Raw genomic sequence first — 17,973 nt, 5'->3', positions numbered from 1 at the left:
TCTTTTTCGTCCCATACCTGGCCTTTGTTAATTCCCTTTAAGTTGCGATCCGCCCCTTCGAATAGAATTACGGTTTCAAGGGCTTTCATTTTTACCGAGTTTTCATCGATTTGAACCACTTTGGCTTTTACCGGTTTCCCCGATATGGGTTTACCTTCTTTGGTTACCTGAACTACGAGACCATAGCAAATTTTTCCTTCTTCCACCCAAGCCGGAATTTTTATCCGCAGGGCATCACTCATCTCAATTTTTTTCTCCTGGTAAGTGTATGAGGCTATTTCTTCTGAATTTTTGGACGAATTACAACTGATAATGCATATTGAGGTGAACAAAATGACTAATAATATCAGTTTTTTCATGAAATAATATGTTTGACCAAACGAATAACCATGTACCATTTTTTATTAACAACCCAACAATCGAAGATGTTTCAAAAAAATAGTGGGGTTAAATGTATTAAATCTCAATTTAAAACGACCAATTGACAGATTATTGTTAATTTAAAAAGCCATTTTCTGACCGCGCAGAAAATGGCTTTAAATATTTTGCAATCTGATTGTTTCCTAGAAACCGTTGATGATTCCGATAAAGTCTTCAGCTTTTAACGAAGCTCCACCAATCAAACCTCCGTCAACATCTTTGTTGGCGAATAATTCGTTTGCGTTACTTGCTTTACAGCTACCACCGTAAAGGATTGAAGTTTCTTCAGCAACTTCTTCACCAAATTTAGCAGTAATTGCAGCACGAATGTTGGCGTGCATATCCTGTGCCTGGTCTGAGCTGGCAGTTACACCAGTTCCGATTGCCCAGATTGGTTCGTAAGCAATAACGATTTTTTTGAAATCTTCGGCTGACAGTTGGAAAACTGTTTCTTCCAGTTGATTTACAACATATTCGTTGTGTGTGCCGGCTTCGCGAATATCCAAAGCTTCACCACAGCAGTAAATCGGAGTTAATCCGTTCTCTAATGCAAGTGCAACTTTTTTGTTCAGGATCTCACTTGTTTCGCCATAATACTCACGACGCTCAGAGTGACCTAAAATTACGTACTCAGCACCTGTTGATTTTACCATTTCAGCAGAAACCTCACCAGTGAAAGCTCCTTTAGCTTCGGCAGCACAGTTTTGTGCAGCAACACCAATTCTGTCGGTATTTACTGATTCAACTACTTTTGTAATGTGTGTAAATGGTGTTCCCAATACAACAACTACATCGTCAGCACCTTCGCTTGCTACAATCGCGTCAACAGCTTTTGCCAACTCAACACCTTCTTGTAAGGTTGTGTTACATTTCCAGTTTCCTGCAACTATCTTTTGTCTCATATTATTGAATTTTAGTTTATTAGATTTTCAAAATCGACCACAAATTTAACCGAAATTATTGATTCGCGGGGTATTGAATATAATGCTTAAATATTATTAACTATTTGTTTATTTAAAATTGGAGGAATGAGAAGCTGGATGCTGGATTCTCGATACTGGATACTTGAGCATAGCCATGTTTACACTGTTTAATTGAGAACTGCGACTGTTAATTGCGACTGTTAACTGCGACTGCCAACTGCGACTGAAAACTTATAACCCGAAGCTCGAAACTCGCAAGTCTCTACTCAAATTCAGCTTCAACCTCTTCCGGTGAAGGAATGTCGTTGTAATGCCATTTATCCAGAATGGTTCCGTCTTTCATTACGATCAATCCCGGGTTTGACCGAATCATTGTTTTTAAGGTGATTTCGTCGCAATTAAAGAACTCGTAAGGCGCATCGTTTTGCTCGGCAAATTCCATTGCTTCTTCCTGTAGAGTAGAGGTGAGGCAAACAAACGAATATCCTTTATCCATGGCCCAATGCGCTAATGTGTTAATTTCTTCCTGCGACTTGGTACTGGTTTTATGTAGGTCGTAAGCCACAAGCATAAACACATAATTCTCGTCGTAAATAAAGAAGTCTTTTATGTCATCTCCCTCGGGCGATTCTATGGTAAAATCATGAATGGGCGGTTCGTAACCTTCCTGCACCAGATTCGATTCCATGTCGTGGTATTCCCAGTTGGTGGTGTCCTGCCATGGATAATTTTCTTCGGTGAATTCTTTCACTTCACCGTTATTTTTGTTCTTGTAATAAAATATATTCTCGTAGATTTCCTGTGGTGCATCATCGGGAATGCTCATGGCTTCCGGAATATTGGTGCCCACACTGTATGGCCTGAAATCGAAAACCGGCAAGTGGTTGTATGAGTGGTAAACAATGCCGAAGTACACGATAAAAACACCGATACTAAGTATGCCCGGAACTATACTTTTTACTTTCTCGGCATACCATTTTCGGTTCACGACAACAATAATTGCCAGCGTAATAAATACGAGGTTTTTATAAAATGTTTCCCAGTTTGAAATCACCAGTGCATCGCCAAAACAACCGCAGTCGGTAACCGGATTTTTTAGTGCAATCCAAAGTGTTAAAGGTGTAAAAAAGGCCATGAATAATAAACCCAGCCACGAAAACAACCGCATTCGCCAGTTAAACAAAAAAGCCACCCCAATGGCAAACTCGGCAAAAGCCAGCAAAACTCCCAGCGGAAAGGCTGCCCAAAGCAACCAATCGAGCCCCATGGCATTAAAGTAGTCGGTAAATTTGTAGGCCGATCCCCACGGATCGACTCCTTTTACAAATCCGGAGAAAATAAAAACAATACCAAAAAGAATTCGTGCGAGTTGCTTAACAATATTCATAGGCGAGTTTATTCTTTGTTTTCAAATTCAATTTTAATCATGGCAAACACAGAGTAATTAATCATGTCCATATAATTGGCATCAATTCCTTCAGAAATAAGCGTTTTGCCCTGATTGTCTTCTATTTGTTTTGTGCGTTGTATTTTCATTAAAATCAGATCGGTGTACGAACTGATGCGCATATTTCTCCAGGCCTCGCCATAATCGTGGTTTTTATCCATCATCAGCGTTTTGGCCTCGTTAAAATATTTGTCGTAAAGCTCCTGAATTTTTTCATGGGGTACTTCCTGGTCAGATGTTCCTAATTCCAGCTGAATTAAGCCCATAATACAGTAATTAATAATACCAATGAATTCAGGTTTTACACCTTCGTTAACTTTTGTAACACCTTTTTCTTCAATGCTTCGTATGCGCTGTGCTTTAATGTAAATCTGGTCGGTAAGAGAGGTCGGACGCAATATTCGCCATGCTGTTCCGTAATCGGTCATTTTCTTCGAAAATATATTACGGCATATTGAAATTACCTGGTCGTATTGCTGGTTTGTTCTGTCCATTATTATGTGTCTTTTATTCTTCTTCTTGAGCCAATTGTGCTCAATTCGTTAAGTTCTGTATATTTTTGTATGCTAAAATTGCCGGATAAAAGTATGAAAAAATGGCAAATTTGGCCTGTTTTATTCTACATTTGTAGTTAACGACAATTAATAGATAGTTAATGATTTGTTAAACATAAAAGCCCAGTTCTTATGTTGATTACGCAGTCTGCGGGTAAGTTCCTTAAACGAAACAGTACATTACATCTTGGCGAAAAAGAAGTTGATTTATCCATTCCGGTGGTTGCCGGAATTGTAAATATTACGCCCGATTCGTTTTTCGATGGTGGAAAAATGGAAGACGAAACCACCATGTTAAAGGCCGTTGAGCAAATGGTTGCTGATGGCGCCGGAATTATTGATGTGGGAGCGGTTTCCACACGTCCGGGATCAAAAACGGTTTCAACAAAAGAAGAACTGGCGCGACTTTTACCGGCTGTAAAGGCAATCCATAAAGATTTCCCCGAAGTGGCGCTTTCGGTTGATACATTTCGCTCGTGGGTAGCGGTTCGTGTAATCGATGAGGTGGGGCCAATTATAATTAACGATATTTCAGGAGGATCGCTCGACAGCAATATGTTTGAAACTGTTGGGAAATTACAGGTTCCATATATTCTGTCGCATATAAAAGGCACGCCGTTGAATATGCAGGAAGATCCGCAGTACGACGACCTGATTCGTGAAGTTGCGCAGTATTTTGCCGAGCGCGTAAAAAAGCTGAACAAACTGGGCGTAAAAGAAGTGATTCTCGATCCCGGTTTTGGTTTTGGAAAAACACTCGACCATAACTACGAGTTGTTGAATAAGCTCGATGCGTTTAAAGTGTATCAACTTCCGGTGATGGTGGGATTAAGTCGTAAATCGATGATCTGGAAAGCATTGGATGCCAAGCCCGAAACAGCACTTAACGGCACTTCGGTGGCCAACACCCTGGCCTTAATGGGCGGGGCCGACATTTTGCGTGTACACGACGTAAAAGAAGCGGTTGAGGCCGTAAAAATATTTTGTGAAATTAAAGCAACAATCATTTGATGCCGGCATTTATAACCATACGATTTCTTGATATTCTCGATATTCTGCTGGTGGCTTTTTTGCTTTACCAGCTTTACCGCCTTATAAAAGGAACGGTAGCTTTTAATATTGTTATCGGACTGTTTTCGCTGTACCTGGTTTGGCTTACGGTGAAAGCGCTGAACATGGAGCTGCTGGGCTCGATAATGGGGTATTTTATTGGTGTGGGTGCCATTGCGCTTATTATTGTTTTTCACCCCGAAATTCGAAAATTCCTGTTGTTTATCGGTACCAATTATAATGTGAATAAGATATTGATGCTCGACAAGTTGTTTGGCCAGGGGAAACCGAAGAGCATTAATCAGCAACAGATTGACAGTATTGTTGATGCCTGCCAGTCGATGGGGAAAACAAAAACCGGTGCGCTGATTGTTATTGCGGATGAAAACGAATTAAACGACCAGATTAATACCGGAGAAAAGATCAATGCAAAAATATCGTCGGTGCTTATACGCACTATATTTTTCAAGAACTCGCCGTTACACGATGGTGCCATTATTATTAAAGGAAACCGCATTGTTGCTGCAGGATGTATTCTTCCGCTAACACAAAAGGAACTGGATAAAGCGCTGGGTCTTCGCCACCGTGCAGCTGTTGGCATGACAGAAAATACCGATGCGCTGTGTATTGTTGTTTCGGAAGAACGAGGATCGATTTCAGTAGCACAAAAAGGTGAAATTAAACGCCGCTTGTCAAAAGAAACGCTGGTGCAAATTCTGGAAGAAAATATCATTGAGGATGATGAAACTGCCGGTCATAAAAAGTAGTTTCAGAGAACAGACGCATCACTCCTGATTCTTATAAGCATTATTTTTTTTGAACCTCTGCTACCGTTAAATCGTTCAACATGGTGTTTATTTGTTATTTCAACAGTTAATTGTTTTGAAAAGAAAAGTATGAACCGTATTTGTAATTTATTCAATATAAAATACCCCATAATTCAAGGGGGAATGGTTTGGTGTTCGGGCTGGAAACTGGCTTCGGCAGTGAGTAACAGCGGAGGACTGGGACTGATTGGCGCCGGATCGATGCACCCCGAAACATTGGAGGAGCACATCGTTAAAATGAAGGCCGCCACCGATAAACCTTTTGGAGTGAATGTGCCTTTGATGTACCCCGAAACCGAACGTGTAATGGATATTATTGCCGCACACGAAGTGCCGGTGGTTTTTACATCGGCCGGAAGTCCTAAAAAGTGGACCGGCTGGTTAAAAGACAAAGGAATTACAGTGGCCCATGTGGTGTCCAGTTCGTTTTTTGCAGGCAAATGCGAGGCGGCCGGTGTTGACGCTATTGTTGCTGAAGGTTTTGAAGCCGGTGGTCACAACGGGCGCGAAGAAACCACTACAATGACATTGATTCCATCGGTGCGAAAAGCTACAAAACTGCCCTTGCTGGCAGCCGGCGGAATAGGATCGGGAGAAGCGATGTTGGCTGCAATGGTTTTAGGGGCCGATGGTGTACAAATCGGATCGGCATTTGCCGTGTCGGAAGAATCGTCGGCACACCCCGAATTTAAACGATTGGTAACCGAACTCGGCGAAGGCGGAACAAAACTGGCACTAAAAAAACTGGCTCCGGTGCGATTGGTAAAGAACAGCTTTTTTAATCGGGTTGACGAAGCCGAAAAAGCAGGGCAATCGCCTGAAGCTATGGCCGAATTATTGGGTCGTGGCCGCGCAAAAAAAGGAATGTTTGAAGGCGACCTGAACGAAGGCGAACTGGAAATTGGACAGGTTTCTGCTCAGCTAAATCAAATCAGGCCTGTAGCAGAAATTATGAAGGATATTATTGCTTCCTATGAAGCTGCCCAAAAAGCTGCCGGGCAGGGACGGTTTGAGTTTTAATAAAAGCCTGGTAAGACTGTGAGCACTGTGACGGAGAGACGATTAGGTTGTTAAATTGCAAAACTGACAAATTGTAAAATCGCAATCTGTGACTGCCAACTGCGACTGCGACTTTTCATCGCTCCGTGTAACTCCGAGAATTCTCTGCGCAACTCTGTGGAAAAATCCAATTGTAAAATTGCAATCTGCGACTGTCAACTGCGACTGCGACTTTTTCCCTTGTTAAAACTCCGAAACATCTCAGTGAACCTTCGCGGTAGATATTAAAGGACAAACAATATGCTGTTGTAAACCTGCGAAAGCTTCTCGTTGGTGAGCAAGGTACTTTCGTAGCTCTACGCTAGCACTAAAATGATGAAAAAAGTGATGTCGTACGCCTGCGAAAGCTTCAAAATAGTGGGAAAAGTGCTTTCGTATTGCTACGCTAGCTCCAAAATGGTGAATAAAGTCTTATCGTATGACTACGCTGGCACCAAAACGGTGAAAAAAGTGATGTCGTAGGCATACGACGGCTTCAAAATGGAGAAAAAAATGCTGTCGTATTCCTACGCCGGTTCCAAAATGGTCAAAAAAATGCTGTCGTCGGCCTGCAACGGCTTCAAAATGGTGGATGGGGAGCCTTTAAAATCAGTTAGTTATATTTTTTTTGTTGTTCGTGAAAGCTAGTAACTGCCTTTATTCATTTATAAAATCTACCTGCTGCCATTCGAAATCGATCGGATCGTTTTGTTGCGGTACTCCCGGAGTACTTCGTCCGTCAACGATGTATTTCGTCAGCAGTGCCTTTAGTTCATCAGCCTTTTCCGGATTTGTTAGGTAGAGATTGTTGGTTTCGCCCGGATCGGTTTCCAGGTTATACAACTGGTATTTCGGGAGTGTATCAATAACTTCCTTATTTCCCGGACGCGGATAACTCCAGCCGCCCGAGCCCGGGCACAAATTCAGTTTCCACGGACCCTTTCGGATGGCAAAACTTCCGTTAACAGAATGGTGTACGGTTGCCTCACGAACAGGCTGGTTGTGGCTGGTTTCGCCCATCAAAGGTAACATACTGAAACTGTCTTCTCCTTCGTTGTCTGCCAGTTGGTAACCAATAATTTCGGCGCATGTTGCCATCAGGTCGGTGGTGCAGATGGTATGGTCTGACGATGATCCCGGAGTAATTTTCTCCGGCCATTTTACAATAAACGGAACACGGTGGCCTCCCTCAAAAATGTCGGCTTTGTGCCCCCGGAAAATGTAACTGGGGTAGTGGCCTTTTGCGGTCATCTCCTCAATTTTTGCAGCCGGGGCACAACCATTATCGCTGGTAAAAATCACAATGGTATTTTCTTCAATTCCTGCTTCTTTAATTATTTGTTGCATCTGCCCAACATAGTCATCAACCATCATCACAAAATCGGCATAGGGATTTAAACCGCTTTTATCCTGCCATTCCTCGGTTGGCAAAATGGGTGTGTGAGGTGAGGGCAGTGCCAAATACAAAAAGAACGGTTTTTCCTGCTTCGATATTTGTTTTATGTACGTAAATGATTTACGGAAAAAATTAGGCGTCACATCTTCGTGAACAAAATCGGCCGATGTGGGCCCTTCGCGCCACCACGAGTATTTTCCTGTGTTCACACTCGCCGAATCGGGAACTTGTGTTGGCATCCCGTTCTCCACATAAACATACGGAGCAATATCCAATGAGGCGCTGTGCCCGTACGAATAGTCGAAGCCCAATTCTTTCGGGCCATTTTTCACCGGTTTCGAAAAATCGATGTTATCGAAATCATCAGGATTCCAACCGGTACCAAGCTGCTGACTGCTATCTTTTAGCGCCCAGTCCCATCCCAAATGCCATTTCCCGATAAAGGCGGTATTGTAGTTGTTCTTCTTTAATAAACTGGCTACTGTTGTTCTGCTGCTTGGAATCAGCGCCTTCGACGTTCCTGTAAGAACGCCCGATTTTAATGTGCTGCGCCAGTTGTAACGGCCTGTTAAAATGCCATAGCGGGTGGGTGTGCAAACTGCCGAAGTGGTGTGTGCATCAGTAAAACGTATGCCATCAGTAGCCAGTTTGTCGATATTCGGAGTTTGTATTTTCCCTTGCTCGTTAAAAGCCGATACATCGCCGTAGCCCATGTCGTCGGCCAGAATATAAATGATGTTCGGATGTTGTTGTTCGTCGGTTTTTGTTGAACATGCACTTAAAAAAAGTATTGCGACAAAACAAATTGGTAGGAATAAGTTCTTCATTGGTTTAGTTTAATTTCAGTTGTTAGTGTTGATACAAAGATAAAAGGTTGGTGTAATAAATTCCTGATCGCTTCATTTTTTGAATGTTTTTTAGAAAGTATTGGGAAGCGTAAAACCAACATTTGAGAATCAAGGGTTAAAAATCTCTGTTAAATCACAATTTTCTCCCTTTTTCACCTCAGTCCTGAAGGAAGAAAGCGAGAAAATTCTTGATCATCCTTTAGGATTCGAAGTAATATCAAGAATTTTTGGACAAATGGAGCTCAACCCTTGATTCAGATTCCCCTTAAATGCCGAATCTCCAATTACCAAAGTGTTGCAAAAATAATTTCAGGAATTATAACGATTGTTCTTTAAATTTTAAAGGCATTCTGTGCCGAAACCCTTTCACTTAGCGCATAATTCGTATATTTGGTGTGCTTAAAAGAAATTAATGAAACGGATAGCAATTCAAGGAATAGCCGGCTCTTTTCACGAAGATGCGGCCCGACGATATTTTGATGAAGATATTGAGGTGGTTGAGTGTAAGACATTTACTACCGTATGCGAGATGATCGATAACGACCAGGTGGATTATGCCGTTATGGCCATTGAAAACTCCATTGCCGGTAGTTTGTTGAATAATTACCAGTTGATTCGCGATTATCATTTGCGCATTATTGGCGAGATTTATATTCATATTCAAATGAATTTACTGGTGAATGAAGGAGTGAAACCGGAGGACATTACAGATATCCACTCGCACCCCATTGCGTTGCGCCAGTGTATGGAATACATCGAGCACAATTATCCGAATGCCCAGCTACACGAAAAACTGGATACGGCGGCATCGTCGAAACTGGTGGCAGATAAAAAACTAAAAGACGCGGCATCGATAGCAAACCTGCGCTCGGCCGAGTTGTATGGACTGAGTGTGCTGGATACCGGAATTGAAACCAACAAAAAGAATTACACCCGCTTTTGGGTTTTGTCGAAACATGGCAACCCAACCGAGGGAAGCAACAAAGCATCGGTTTGTTTCGAAGTTGGACATTTTTACGGATCGTTGGCAGCGGTGTTAAATACCTTTGCCAAGAATGAGATTAACCTCACCAAAATTCAGTCGGTACCAAAAATCGGTAAACCCAACGAATATATGTTCCACGTTGATATTGAATGGGAAAAACCCGATAACTACGATCACGCCATTCACCAGGTGCTTAAGTGTGCATCGAGCCTGTCGATTTTAGGCGAATATCAAAAAGGAAACCTGCATAATGAATAAAACTAAAACAATACGATATGAGTAAAATAGCAATTTTTTACGGTCCTGAAGGTGGATCGGTAAACCGCGTGGCAGACAAAATAAAAGAATTAATTGGCGAAGATAAAGTGGAGATGGTAGCAGTTAAAAATGCTACGGCTGCCGACCTGGAGAAATACGATAAGATAATTTTTGGTCTGTCAACTGTTGGAAAAGACACCTGGGATTCGAGTTTTTCAAACAACGACTGGGGAAAATTTTTACCCGAAATATCAAAAGTGGATTACAGCGATAAAACAGTCGCCATTTTTGGTTTGGGCGATCACGTAACCTATTCACATGCTTTTGTCGATCATATTGGTTTGCTGGGTAAAGAGCTGATGAAAAACGATGCTGTTTTGGTTGGACCGGTTGATACCGAAGGTTACGAATTCGAAGAATCTGACGCAGTGGTTGATGGAAAATTTATTGGTTTACCGCTTGACGAAGATTTTGAGCCGGAGATGACTGACGAACGCGTAGCAGCCTGGGTGGAGCAAATAAAACCTGACTTCGGATTCTAAACACCTTGATTACAGAGACTGAGGACTGTGAGTTATTGAGACTGAAAACTGCAACTGAGACTTTTAGTCTCTGTGCAACTCCGTGACTTCTCTGCGATGCTCTGTGGTAAAGACTGAACGCTGAACTCGAAACCTTGAATTTAAAAGCATGAACAATTCACCTCTCAACAAAAAACTTGTTGAAGATAAGATAGCGCAATTGCGCATTCCCGATATTGGAAAAGCATCTATCCGCGAAATTGTGGCCCTGGTAAACCTCGTTGAAGAAGCCAGCGATTTTAAATACATTCGCATGGAAATGGGTGTACCCGGTTTGCCGCCGGCAAAAGTTGGTGTAGAAGCCGAAAAAGATGCGCTCGACCGCGGCGTGTCGGCTATTTATCCAATGGTTGACGGAATAAAACCTCTGAAGGAAGAATCGTCGAAGTTCATTAAAAACTTTCTGAATGTTGATGTGGCACCTGCTGGCTGTATTCCAACTACCGGATCGATGCAGGGAACCTATGCTGCTTTCATGGCGGCCGGTAATTGCGATAAAAAGAAAGATACCGTTTTGTTTATTGATCCGGGTTTCCCGGTGCAGAAACAACAAATGATGGTGCTGGGGCAGAAATACGATACTTTTGACGTATTTAACTACCGTGGCGACAAGCTGAGGGAAAAGCTGGAATCGTTTCTTGCTAAAGGAAACATCAATTCCATTGTTTATTCCAATCCAAACAACCCGGCCTGGATTTGTTTTAACGATGAGGAGCTTCAGATTATTGGTGAATTGGCCAATAAATATGATGTGATTGTAATGGAAGACCTGGCGTATTTTGGTATGGATTTCCGTACCGATTTCTCGAAGCCGGGTGAAGCGCCATTTCCTCCGTCGGTTGCTCATTACACCGATAATTATGTGCTGTTTATCAGCAGCTCAAAAATATTTTCCTATGCCGGTCAGCGTATTGGCATAATGGCCATTTCTGATAAATTGTTTAGCCGCGATTATCCCGATTTGCAGGAGCGTTTTAAAGGAACAACCTTTGGTGCTACAATAACTTTACGTTTGCTGTATTCGCTTTCGTCGGGTACAAGTCATTCGGCACAGTGGGCATTGGCGGCGATGTTTAAAGCGGCCAACGAGGGCGAGTTCAATTTTGTGGAGGGCGTAAAAGCCTATGGCGAACGTGCCAAAGAAATGAAACGCCTTTTCCTTGAAAATGGTTTCAAGGTGGTTTACGAAAACGATTTGGGTGTACCCATTGCCGATGGATTTTATTTCACAATTGGCTATCCGGGAATGACAGGAAACGAGTTGGTGGCCAACTTGCTTTTCTACGGAATTAGTGCCATTGCACTCGATAATACAGGTAGCGATGAAGAAGGCATTCGGGCTTGTGTATCGTTTGTATTGCCGCATCAGTTTGGCGACCTCGAAGAGCGCCTGAAATTATTTAATAAGAATTTTTCAAAATAAACTTTTTGTCGTTTCGAATGCGAGCAGCGAGAGAGAAATCTGTTTTGAAATAGGTTTCTCTTCGTTTCTCTTCGAAATGACAGAAAAAGATTAGAGCGAAATGGATAGACAAAAGATAATATCGCGATTTGAGCACACTCTGAGCCTGATTGAGACTTTCGATTTGCATAACGAACCAGTGGTGCTAAAAAAGGGCGAATTATTTATTGACTACGGCGAGAAGAACAAAAAGCTGGGGATTTTGCTCGATGGCTTGCTTTACGCTTCCTATCTTTCCGACAGCGGTACCGAGTGGGTGTCGCGCTTTTTCTTTCCACCCAATAACTTTATTGTCAGCAATCACCGCGGATTTGTGCTGGGTAAAGATTCAACAGAGGCCATTCGTGCTTATGAAGACTCGCGTTTGATTTTTATTGAAAAGGATGAGTTTAAAACCTTACTCGATGAGAATCATAAGTTTGAGCGTACGGTGCGTATTCTTGCCGAAGAAAGCTACATTCAGGCGATGGACCGTATTCACTCTTTCCAGTCGTTGAACGCGGAGCAACGCATCCGCAAGTTTTTTGTGGAATACCCTGAGCTGGCTCAAAAGTTACAACGACAGCATATTGCTTCATATCTTGGTATTCACCGAAACATTTTAACCCGAATTCTTTATAAATTATAGGTTTATTTTTTGCTTGTTGTTGTATTCATAACCGGAAAAGGTTTGGTGGCTTCGCCGGTGTACAACGTAACGTGCGGGAACGGTATTTCGATTCCTTCGGCGTCAAAACGGGCTTTTATTTCCTGGAAAATAGAGTTTTTTACTTTCAGGAAGTTTTGTTTCTCGAACCACACACCCAACAGGATATCAATACCACTGGCACCAAAATCTTTAAAAACTACAAGCGGCTCCGGCTCGTCCAAACTCAATGGGTTGGCTTTAGCAACTTCTTCCAGCAAGGTCTTTACTTTGCCCAGATCTTCTTTGTAGGCAACACTTACATTAAAATCAAGGCGCCGAATAGGGAAACGGGTAACATTTATAACTTCCGTAGAAATTATGGTCTGATTGGGGATCCGCAAAAGCTGGTTATCAAAAGTTCGTATTTTAATCGAAAGCAAATCGATGCTAAAAACAGTCCCTGCTTTATCGCCAACTTTAATCACATCTCCAATCTCGAACGACTTTTCTCCTACCAGGAAAAAACCACTAACAATGTTACCAATACTGGTTTGCGAGGCCACACCAATTACCAGCCCGATAACACCTGCAGCACCAAAAAACGGAGCAAGATTTATTTGCAACTGGGCAATAACAATGAATCCCAGCAAAATAAAACCAGAGTAGTACACCAGGCGCTGGACGATCATTTTTCGCTGCTGCGAAAGTGATTTAGGCAGCAGTTTTTTTACAATGAATGCCAAGGCATAAATAATTGCAACACCAATCACCAGGATGATCAGTACCCACATCAATCTTTCCAGATTTTGAGCATTAAAATATTTCGAAAAGTCAAATTCCATTATTCAGAACGATAAATGTTTTTAATAAAATGAAAGTTAATCTTAAGCATGCTTTTACCTTCGGGGTTTCGTGGTTTGGCAACAATCTCGTGGTTTTCACCGTGATAAGCTTTTGAGAAACCATAGTTTACTGAGCTCAGATAATCTTTTCCTTTGTATTCAAGTTTCACCTGGCTGGTAACCAAATGATTGTTGTGTTTCACCAAATGCATCTGATCAACACGAATAATCAATCGTTCGAGCTCGAGAGCTGCATTGTCGTTGTTATAAATGGATATGGGGCAAATAGCAAATCGCTCATCAATTTCAATTGTTTTTAAATCCAGATAATGCTCAGATTCCAGAGCAAAGGCAACTTCTCCATTTACGGGTTCGCCAAACCATGTGTTCGATATTTGTTGTAAGGGGAACTCTGCAAGCAGGTTTTCATCCTGTTTTTTACTGGCATATACCTGAAGAATCAGTGGGATCTTAACAAAAAAAGTTATTCGTTGTTTGGGTGAAATTATTATTCGGCTGCTTTTAAAAACCATTGGCTTTACGGGCAGGGCAGGAGCCAGTATCAGTTTATTCGATTTCCCGGAGTGGTAATAAGTTCCGTCAACAATTTCGTTGGTATCATTTTCCTGTCCATCGCCTACATCGTCAAACGATTTGAGGTACCAGCCTTCGTCGTTGCGCTTAATTCCCAGTGTAAAAATGCCATAGTCCATCAATACGCTTTCGCCAGGATTCAGTTGCTTTTTACCGTATATAGATAATTTCTCCATAGTGTGAATTTGATAACTAAAATTACCAATTTTTTGTTCCGAAAAATCATAAGTTGAAAAAAAACGGCATTGCCGGATTGATTTCTATAGATTTTATTTTGTTTTAATATAACCTGTGAAACTGTCGATTGTTTGAATTTGCAGAGTTAATTAACCGAATTGATCCGGTTTATACAATTCTTCTGCCAAAAGGAGTTAGTGCCAGCGAGGCCATTTTAAAATGTTGTTTTGCCCACGGGATACCGATAATCGTAATTCCTAAAAGTAAGCCAAAAAGTACATGAGTTAGCATGATCCAGATTCCGCCGATGAGTAGCCAAATAATATTCATAACGGTTGACAGACAGCCCGGAGCATAATCCATGTATTCAATTTTTTGCCCGAAAGGCCAAAGCGCGAGTATGCCAAGTTTAAACGACTGAATACCAAATGGAATTCCAACGATTGTTATACAAAGTGCGATGCCGGCAAGCATGTATTCCAAAAAGATGGCAAAACCACCGAATAGTAACCAAATTAAGTTTCCTAAAATTTTCATCTGTTTCGTTTATTTATGAATCAAAACGAAATTACTTATTTCATCGGTTTATCTACCGCGTGAAAAAGGTAAAACGCCGATAATAACAGATGAGCGTTAAATATTCAGCATCGAACAGGCAGTATTTTTTCTACAGTTGCTAAATACTTTCTACATTTAAGCTTTTGAATAGAAAACAGAATTATGATTGAACAGAAAGAAATAACACTTCCCGCATTCCGACGCGGATACCATTTAATTACCCGATTAATTGAGGAGCATTTACCGGAATTGCCCGAGAAAGGATTGCTGCATATACTGGTTAAACATACATCAGCCGGTATTACGTTAAACGAAAATGCCGACCCGACTGTGCGCACCGATTTTGAGAATTTTATCAATAAAATGATCCCCGAGAACGATCCGGTTTATGTGCATACCTACGAGGGAGCTGATGATATGCCTGCGCACCTTAAATCGTCGGTTATTGGTGCCGAAGTAACCATACCCATTACGCGCCATCGCTTAAATTTGGGCACCTGGCAGGGAATTTATTTTTGCGAATTCCGTGATTACGGAGGTGCACGACGATTGGTATTAACGATATATAGCTAAAACAGAAAAACCGAGGAAATCCCGGTTTTTCTGCTTTATTTTCTGTGCTGTATTAATTTATTTTTTTTACATCCCAGCCATAATCGATGTAATCCCAGCTAAAGTTTTCTCCATTTACATCAATCTTTAAAAATCCTTCTTCCATGCCAAATCGTTGGCCTTGCCACCACTGCGAAGAAACGGCTCCCCCGGTAATGTAATGAATCCCATTGTATTCAATATCTTCGAGGAAATGTAAATGTCCCTGTAAAACCAGTTTTGTATTGTATTGTTCGAGTATCTCGCGAACCTGGTTAGCATTGGTAACAATCGAGCCCTCCGACATACCTTCAGTGGGGCTCTGCATGATCTGCGATCCTATACTTAGCAACGGAATATGTATACTTACGGCTATTGGTTTGTCTCCTGCTGTTTTCAGATCATTTTTTAGCCACTCCAGTTGTTCTTGGTCAACATGGCCGTAATAGTGTCGGTCGTTTGTAAATCCAATCCCGTCGAGAACCACAAAATGCCAGTTCTTATAATCGAACGAGTAATAACGTTTGGCCAGTCGGTTTTGGTAAAGCTGTTTGCCGTATTCTTCATGCGACGGAGAAACGCCGCTATTTTCGTATAACCCGAAAACTTCATGATTTCCCATGGTGTTATAAACCGGAGCTTTCACTTTTGCTACCGTATTTTCGTACAGCTTGTAAAGGCTGTCGCTGGCCTCATATGTCTGCCCAAGCGCATCCATTATGTTGTCGCCTCCTGTTAATACAAAATCCGGTGTTAGACTGTTTATCGTATCAATAGCCTGGCTAAAACCTTCTGTCGCATTACGTTCTGGCGTGATATGAATATCGGTCATAAATACAAAAGAGAAGTCATCTGTTGCAGAATCTACTTGCTGGTTGGAAGTTGGTGTGCAACTAAAAAGCAGAAATAAGCTGAATGATAAATAGATTAGTTGTTTCATATTGTTGTTTTTAATTATACTGTGAATTTAAGAGAATTAGTGAAAAGAAATGTTGATTATAATTTAAATAATCTTTAACCGCTTGTTGGTTGCTCCCTGAAACTTGCACGAAAACAGAGCGCTTATAATTATCAGTCAGGCATTATCGGAATTTAGAATATCACAATCGAACTTACATTATACAGAAAGCATATGAGAATGATTTTTTATCGAAAAATATCACAGATTTTTATCATTTTTGTTCGTAATTTGTGAAACTAAATTTAATACTGATGAAAATTTCCGTTGACAACTATTCCGAGGAAGAATTACAGGAAGAGGGAGTTTTTGAATGGCCGGTTCGTAAGCTCGATGAAGAGAAAATGGATTGGTATTACGAGGAAACAGAGATGTGTTATATTGTCGAGGGTGAAGCGATAATAGCAACTGAGTTTGAACAAACAACAGTGCGGGCAGGTGATTTTGTCACCTTTCCGAAAGGCCTTGAGTGCGTTTGGGACGTTGAGGACGAAATAGAAATGCACTATTCCTGCGAATAATCATATTTACTTCTTAAATAATTTACAAAGTTTGCATCTGAACTAACTATTGAATTAGATCTTATGCGAAAGGTTTTATATTTGGTAGTGGCAATCATCTTGTCACTTGGTGCAAACGCACAGGAAATTGGTAAAGAAACTCAGAAACGAATGCAGTGGTTTGGCGATGCTAAACTGGGTATTTTTATTCATTGGGGTATTTATTCTGTAAACGGCATTGATGAAAGCTGGTCGTTTTTTAACGACTACATTTCGTACGACGACTACATGAATCAACTGGACGGATTCACAGCCGAAAAATATAATCCTGAACAATGGGCTGAACTGATTGCCGGAAGCGGAGCCAAATATGCTGTGCTTACCACAAAACATCATGATGGCGTGGCGTTGTGGGATACCCACTGTAACGGTTTAAATGTGGTGGACAAAACACCTGCCGGAAGAGATTTGGTAGCTCCTTTTGTAAAAGCACTTCGTAAAAACGATTTAAAAGTTGGTTTGTACTATTCGTTGCTCGACTGGTCGCATCCTGATTATCCGAACAAAACACGAAAAATTAAACGTTACGAAAATGACTCGATTCGCTGGGCAAATTTTGTCGACTTTAACTTTTGCCAGTTGGAAGAATTGTCGAAACAATTGAAGCCCGATTTGTATTGGTTTGACGGCGACTGGGAGCAATCGGCAGAAAAGTGGAAAGCAAAGGAGTTAAGCGAATCGTTACGGAAATGGAATAAAGATGTGATTCTGAACAGCAGGATTCAGGGTTATGGCGATTATGCCACTCCCGAGCAGGGACTGCCAGTAACTCGCCCCGATGCACCGTATTGGGAATTGTGTATGACCATGAACGACAGCTGGGGTTATCAGCACAACGATCACAACTATAAAACACCTAACCAGGTAATTCGCATTTTGGTGGATTGTATCAATAAAGGAGGAAATTTACTCCTCGATATTGGTCCGAAAGCAGATGGCTTAATTCCTGAAGAACAAGTAGACATTTTAAAAGAACTGGGCCGCTGGACCAACAAACATGCTGAAGCCATTTACGGAACACAGGCCGGAATTCCATACGAACATTATTACGGACCAACAGCATTGAACAAAACCGGAGATATTCTTTATTTATTTGTGCCACACAAACCAAACGGTTCGCTGATGTTGAAAGGAATAAAAAATAAGATCAACCGGATGTGGGTGGTTGGTAATGGAACCAAGTTAAACTGGGATGTGAAAATGAAACAATACTGGAGCGCTGTTCCGGGAATTGTATACATTGATGTTCCCGAAAAAGTGCTTGATGAGCAGGTTA

General features: G+C 41.5%; 19 protein-coding genes. 10 read left to right on the top strand and 9 right to left on the bottom strand.

From position 1 onward, the window contains the following. From ABZB17_RS09520 to ABZB17_RS09505, 4 genes are all read right to left on the bottom strand, one after another. Positions 1-359: hypothetical protein (locus ABZB17_RS09520; RefSeq protein WP_372649729.1), on the bottom strand; the 359-nt coding region annotated here is incomplete at its 3' end. A gap of 204 nt (positions 360-563) precedes the next feature. Beyond that, positions 564-1,322 carry a triose-phosphate isomerase gene (gene tpiA / locus ABZB17_RS09515; protein ID WP_045029814.1) on the bottom strand — a complete coding sequence of 253 codons (759 nt, stop codon included), beginning with the start codon at positions 1,320-1,322 and terminating at the stop codon, positions 564-566. A gap of 283 nt (positions 1,323-1,605) precedes the next feature. Continuing rightward, positions 1,606-2,730, bottom strand: a complete 1,125-nt coding sequence (locus ABZB17_RS09510; protein ID WP_372649727.1) for a BT_3928 family protein — start codon at positions 2,728-2,730, stop codon at positions 1,606-1,608. Between the two features lie 8 nt (positions 2,731-2,738). Beyond that, positions 2,739-3,284 (bottom strand): DUF1599 domain-containing protein, encoded by a 546-nt coding sequence (locus tag ABZB17_RS09505; protein ID WP_372649725.1) that lies wholly within the window; start codon positions 3,282-3,284, stop codon positions 2,739-2,741. 192 nt (positions 3,285-3,476) lie between these two features. On the opposite strand from ABZB17_RS09505, the gene folP reads away from it, so the two are divergent. The 3 genes from folP (at position 3,477) to ABZB17_RS09490 (ending at position 6,241) form a co-directional block, all read left to right on the top strand. Further along, positions 3,477-4,355, top strand: a complete 879-nt coding sequence (gene folP / locus ABZB17_RS09500) for a dihydropteroate synthase (RefSeq protein ID WP_372649723.1) — start codon at positions 3,477-3,479, stop codon at positions 4,353-4,355. Further along, entirely contained in the window at positions 4,355-5,161 is an 807-nt protein-coding gene (gene cdaA, locus ABZB17_RS09495; protein WP_372649721.1) for a diadenylate cyclase CdaA, read from the top strand. The genes folP and cdaA overlap by 1 nt, the downstream gene beginning before the upstream one ends. Positions 5,162-5,290: 129 nt before the next feature. After that, on the top strand, positions 5,291-6,241 hold the full coding sequence (locus tag ABZB17_RS09490; protein ID WP_372649719.1) for an NAD(P)H-dependent flavin oxidoreductase: 951 nt from the start codon (positions 5,291-5,293) through the stop codon (positions 6,239-6,241). Between the two features lie 675 nt (positions 6,242-6,916). Here the strand turns inward: ABZB17_RS09490 and ABZB17_RS09485 are convergent. After that, complete coding sequence (locus ABZB17_RS09485) at positions 6,917-8,482, bottom strand: arylsulfatase (protein WP_372649717.1); 1,566 nt, start codon at positions 8,480-8,482, stop codon at positions 6,917-6,919. Between the two features lie 433 nt (positions 8,483-8,915). Here ABZB17_RS09485 and ABZB17_RS09480 point away from each other — a divergent pair, with 433 nt between their 5' ends. The 4 genes from ABZB17_RS09480 to ABZB17_RS09465 all read left to right on the top strand — a co-directional run bounded on the left by ABZB17_RS09480 (position 8,916) and on the right by ABZB17_RS09465 (position 12,417). Beyond that, the gene (locus tag ABZB17_RS09480) at positions 8,916-9,746 is read left to right on the top strand and encodes a prephenate dehydratase (RefSeq protein ID WP_372649715.1); all 831 of its coding nucleotides are present in this window, start codon (positions 8,916-8,918) and stop codon (positions 9,744-9,746) included. A 17-nt stretch (positions 9,747-9,763) separates the two neighbouring features. Then, a complete protein-coding gene (locus ABZB17_RS09475; protein ID WP_372649713.1) occupies positions 9,764-10,288 on the top strand; it encodes a flavodoxin in 525 nt (174 codons plus the stop codon). Positions 10,289-10,436: 148 nt separating this feature from the next. Continuing rightward, a complete protein-coding gene (locus ABZB17_RS09470; protein ID WP_372649711.1) occupies positions 10,437-11,750 on the top strand; it encodes an aminotransferase class I/II-fold pyridoxal phosphate-dependent enzyme in 1,314 nt (437 codons plus the stop codon). A 100-nt stretch (positions 11,751-11,850) separates the two neighbouring features. Beyond that, on the top strand, positions 11,851-12,417 hold the full coding sequence (locus ABZB17_RS09465) for a Crp/Fnr family transcriptional regulator (protein ID WP_372649709.1): 567 nt from the start codon (positions 11,851-11,853) through the stop codon (positions 12,415-12,417). A gap of 2 nt (positions 12,418-12,419) precedes the next feature. Here ABZB17_RS09465 and ABZB17_RS09460 read toward each other — a convergent pair whose 3' ends face one another. The 3 genes from ABZB17_RS09460 to ABZB17_RS09450 all read right to left on the bottom strand — a co-directional run bounded on the left by ABZB17_RS09460 (position 12,420) and on the right by ABZB17_RS09450 (position 14,567). Next, a complete protein-coding gene (locus ABZB17_RS09460; protein ID WP_372649707.1) occupies positions 12,420-13,259 on the bottom strand; it encodes a mechanosensitive ion channel family protein in 840 nt (279 codons plus the stop codon). Beyond that, positions 13,259-14,029, bottom strand: a complete 771-nt coding sequence (locus tag ABZB17_RS09455) for a DUF432 domain-containing protein (RefSeq protein ID WP_372649705.1) — start codon at positions 14,027-14,029, stop codon at positions 13,259-13,261. Before ABZB17_RS09455 ends, ABZB17_RS09460 begins: the two co-directional genes overlap by 1 nt. A gap of 169 nt (positions 14,030-14,198) precedes the next feature. Continuing rightward, a complete protein-coding gene (locus ABZB17_RS09450) occupies positions 14,199-14,567 on the bottom strand; it encodes a YccF domain-containing protein (RefSeq protein WP_045029792.1) in 369 nt (122 codons plus the stop codon). Between the two features lie 183 nt (positions 14,568-14,750). On the opposite strand from ABZB17_RS09450, the gene ABZB17_RS09445 reads away from it, so the two are divergent. Then, positions 14,751-15,161, top strand: coding sequence for a secondary thiamine-phosphate synthase enzyme YjbQ (locus ABZB17_RS09445; protein WP_372649703.1), 411 nt, complete (start codon positions 14,751-14,753; stop codon positions 15,159-15,161). A gap of 52 nt (positions 15,162-15,213) precedes the next feature. On the opposite strand, the gene ABZB17_RS09440 is transcribed toward ABZB17_RS09445, so the two are convergent. After that, positions 15,214-16,119 (bottom strand): metallophosphoesterase, encoded by a 906-nt coding sequence (locus ABZB17_RS09440; protein ID WP_372649701.1) that lies wholly within the window; start codon positions 16,117-16,119, stop codon positions 15,214-15,216. Between the two features lie 272 nt (positions 16,120-16,391). Between ABZB17_RS09440 and ABZB17_RS09435 the strand changes: the two genes are divergently transcribed. Further along, positions 16,392-16,658: a cupin domain-containing protein gene (locus tag ABZB17_RS09435; RefSeq protein WP_372649699.1), complete on the top strand. Its 267-nt coding sequence runs from the start codon at positions 16,392-16,394 to the stop codon at positions 16,656-16,658. Positions 16,659-16,721: 63 nt separating this feature from the next. Continuing rightward, positions 16,722-17,973 (top strand): alpha-L-fucosidase (locus ABZB17_RS09430; protein ID WP_372649697.1); only part of this gene is annotated, 1,252 nt, incomplete at its 3' end.

It is taken from the genome of Draconibacterium sp. (genome assembly GCF_041583095.1).
Taxonomy (GTDB): domain Bacteria; phylum Bacteroidota; class Bacteroidia; order Bacteroidales; family Prolixibacteraceae; genus Draconibacterium.
Note: the sequence above shows the minus strand (reverse complement) of the source record. Positions and strands in the feature narration are given on the sequence as shown.

What these genes read in the sequence shown, in the direction of transcription:
- tpiA (WP_045029814.1), bottom strand. Translation starts at nt 1,322, where the DNA reads ATGAGACAAAAGATAGTTGCAGGAAACTGGAAATGTAACACAACCTTA.
- ABZB17_RS09510 (WP_372649727.1), bottom strand. Translation starts at nt 2,730, where the DNA reads ATGAATATTGTTAAGCAACTCGCACGAATTCTTTTTGGTATTGTTTTT.
- ABZB17_RS09505 (WP_372649725.1), bottom strand. Translation starts at nt 3,284, where the DNA reads ATGGACAGAACAAACCAGCAATACGACCAGGTAATTTCAATATGCCGT.
- folP (WP_372649723.1), top strand. Translation starts at nt 3,477, where the DNA reads ATGTTGATTACGCAGTCTGCGGGTAAGTTCCTTAAACGAAACAGTACA.
- cdaA (WP_372649721.1), top strand. Translation starts at nt 4,355, where the DNA reads ATGCCGGCATTTATAACCATACGATTTCTTGATATTCTCGATATTCTG.
- ABZB17_RS09490 (WP_372649719.1), top strand. Translation starts at nt 5,291, where the DNA reads ATGAACCGTATTTGTAATTTATTCAATATAAAATACCCCATAATTCAA.
- ABZB17_RS09485 (WP_372649717.1), bottom strand. Translation starts at nt 8,482, where the DNA reads ATGAAGAACTTATTCCTACCAATTTGTTTTGTCGCAATACTTTTTTTA.
- ABZB17_RS09480 (WP_372649715.1), top strand. Translation starts at nt 8,916, where the DNA reads ATGAAACGGATAGCAATTCAAGGAATAGCCGGCTCTTTTCACGAAGAT.
- ABZB17_RS09475 (WP_372649713.1), top strand. Translation starts at nt 9,764, where the DNA reads ATGAGTAAAATAGCAATTTTTTACGGTCCTGAAGGTGGATCGGTAAAC.
- ABZB17_RS09470 (WP_372649711.1), top strand. Translation starts at nt 10,437, where the DNA reads ATGAACAATTCACCTCTCAACAAAAAACTTGTTGAAGATAAGATAGCG.
- ABZB17_RS09465 (WP_372649709.1), top strand. Translation starts at nt 11,851, where the DNA reads ATGGATAGACAAAAGATAATATCGCGATTTGAGCACACTCTGAGCCTG.
- ABZB17_RS09460 (WP_372649707.1), bottom strand. Translation starts at nt 13,259, where the DNA reads ATGGAATTTGACTTTTCGAAATATTTTAATGCTCAAAATCTGGAAAGA.
- ABZB17_RS09455 (WP_372649705.1), bottom strand. Translation starts at nt 14,029, where the DNA reads ATGGAGAAATTATCTATATACGGTAAAAAGCAACTGAATCCTGGCGAA.
- ABZB17_RS09450 (WP_045029792.1), bottom strand. Translation starts at nt 14,567, where the DNA reads ATGAAAATTTTAGGAAACTTAATTTGGTTACTATTCGGTGGTTTTGCC.
- ABZB17_RS09445 (WP_372649703.1), top strand. Translation starts at nt 14,751, where the DNA reads ATGATTGAACAGAAAGAAATAACACTTCCCGCATTCCGACGCGGATAC.
- ABZB17_RS09440 (WP_372649701.1), bottom strand. Translation starts at nt 16,119, where the DNA reads ATGAAACAACTAATCTATTTATCATTCAGCTTATTTCTGCTTTTTAGT.
- ABZB17_RS09435 (WP_372649699.1), top strand. Translation starts at nt 16,392, where the DNA reads ATGAAAATTTCCGTTGACAACTATTCCGAGGAAGAATTACAGGAAGAG.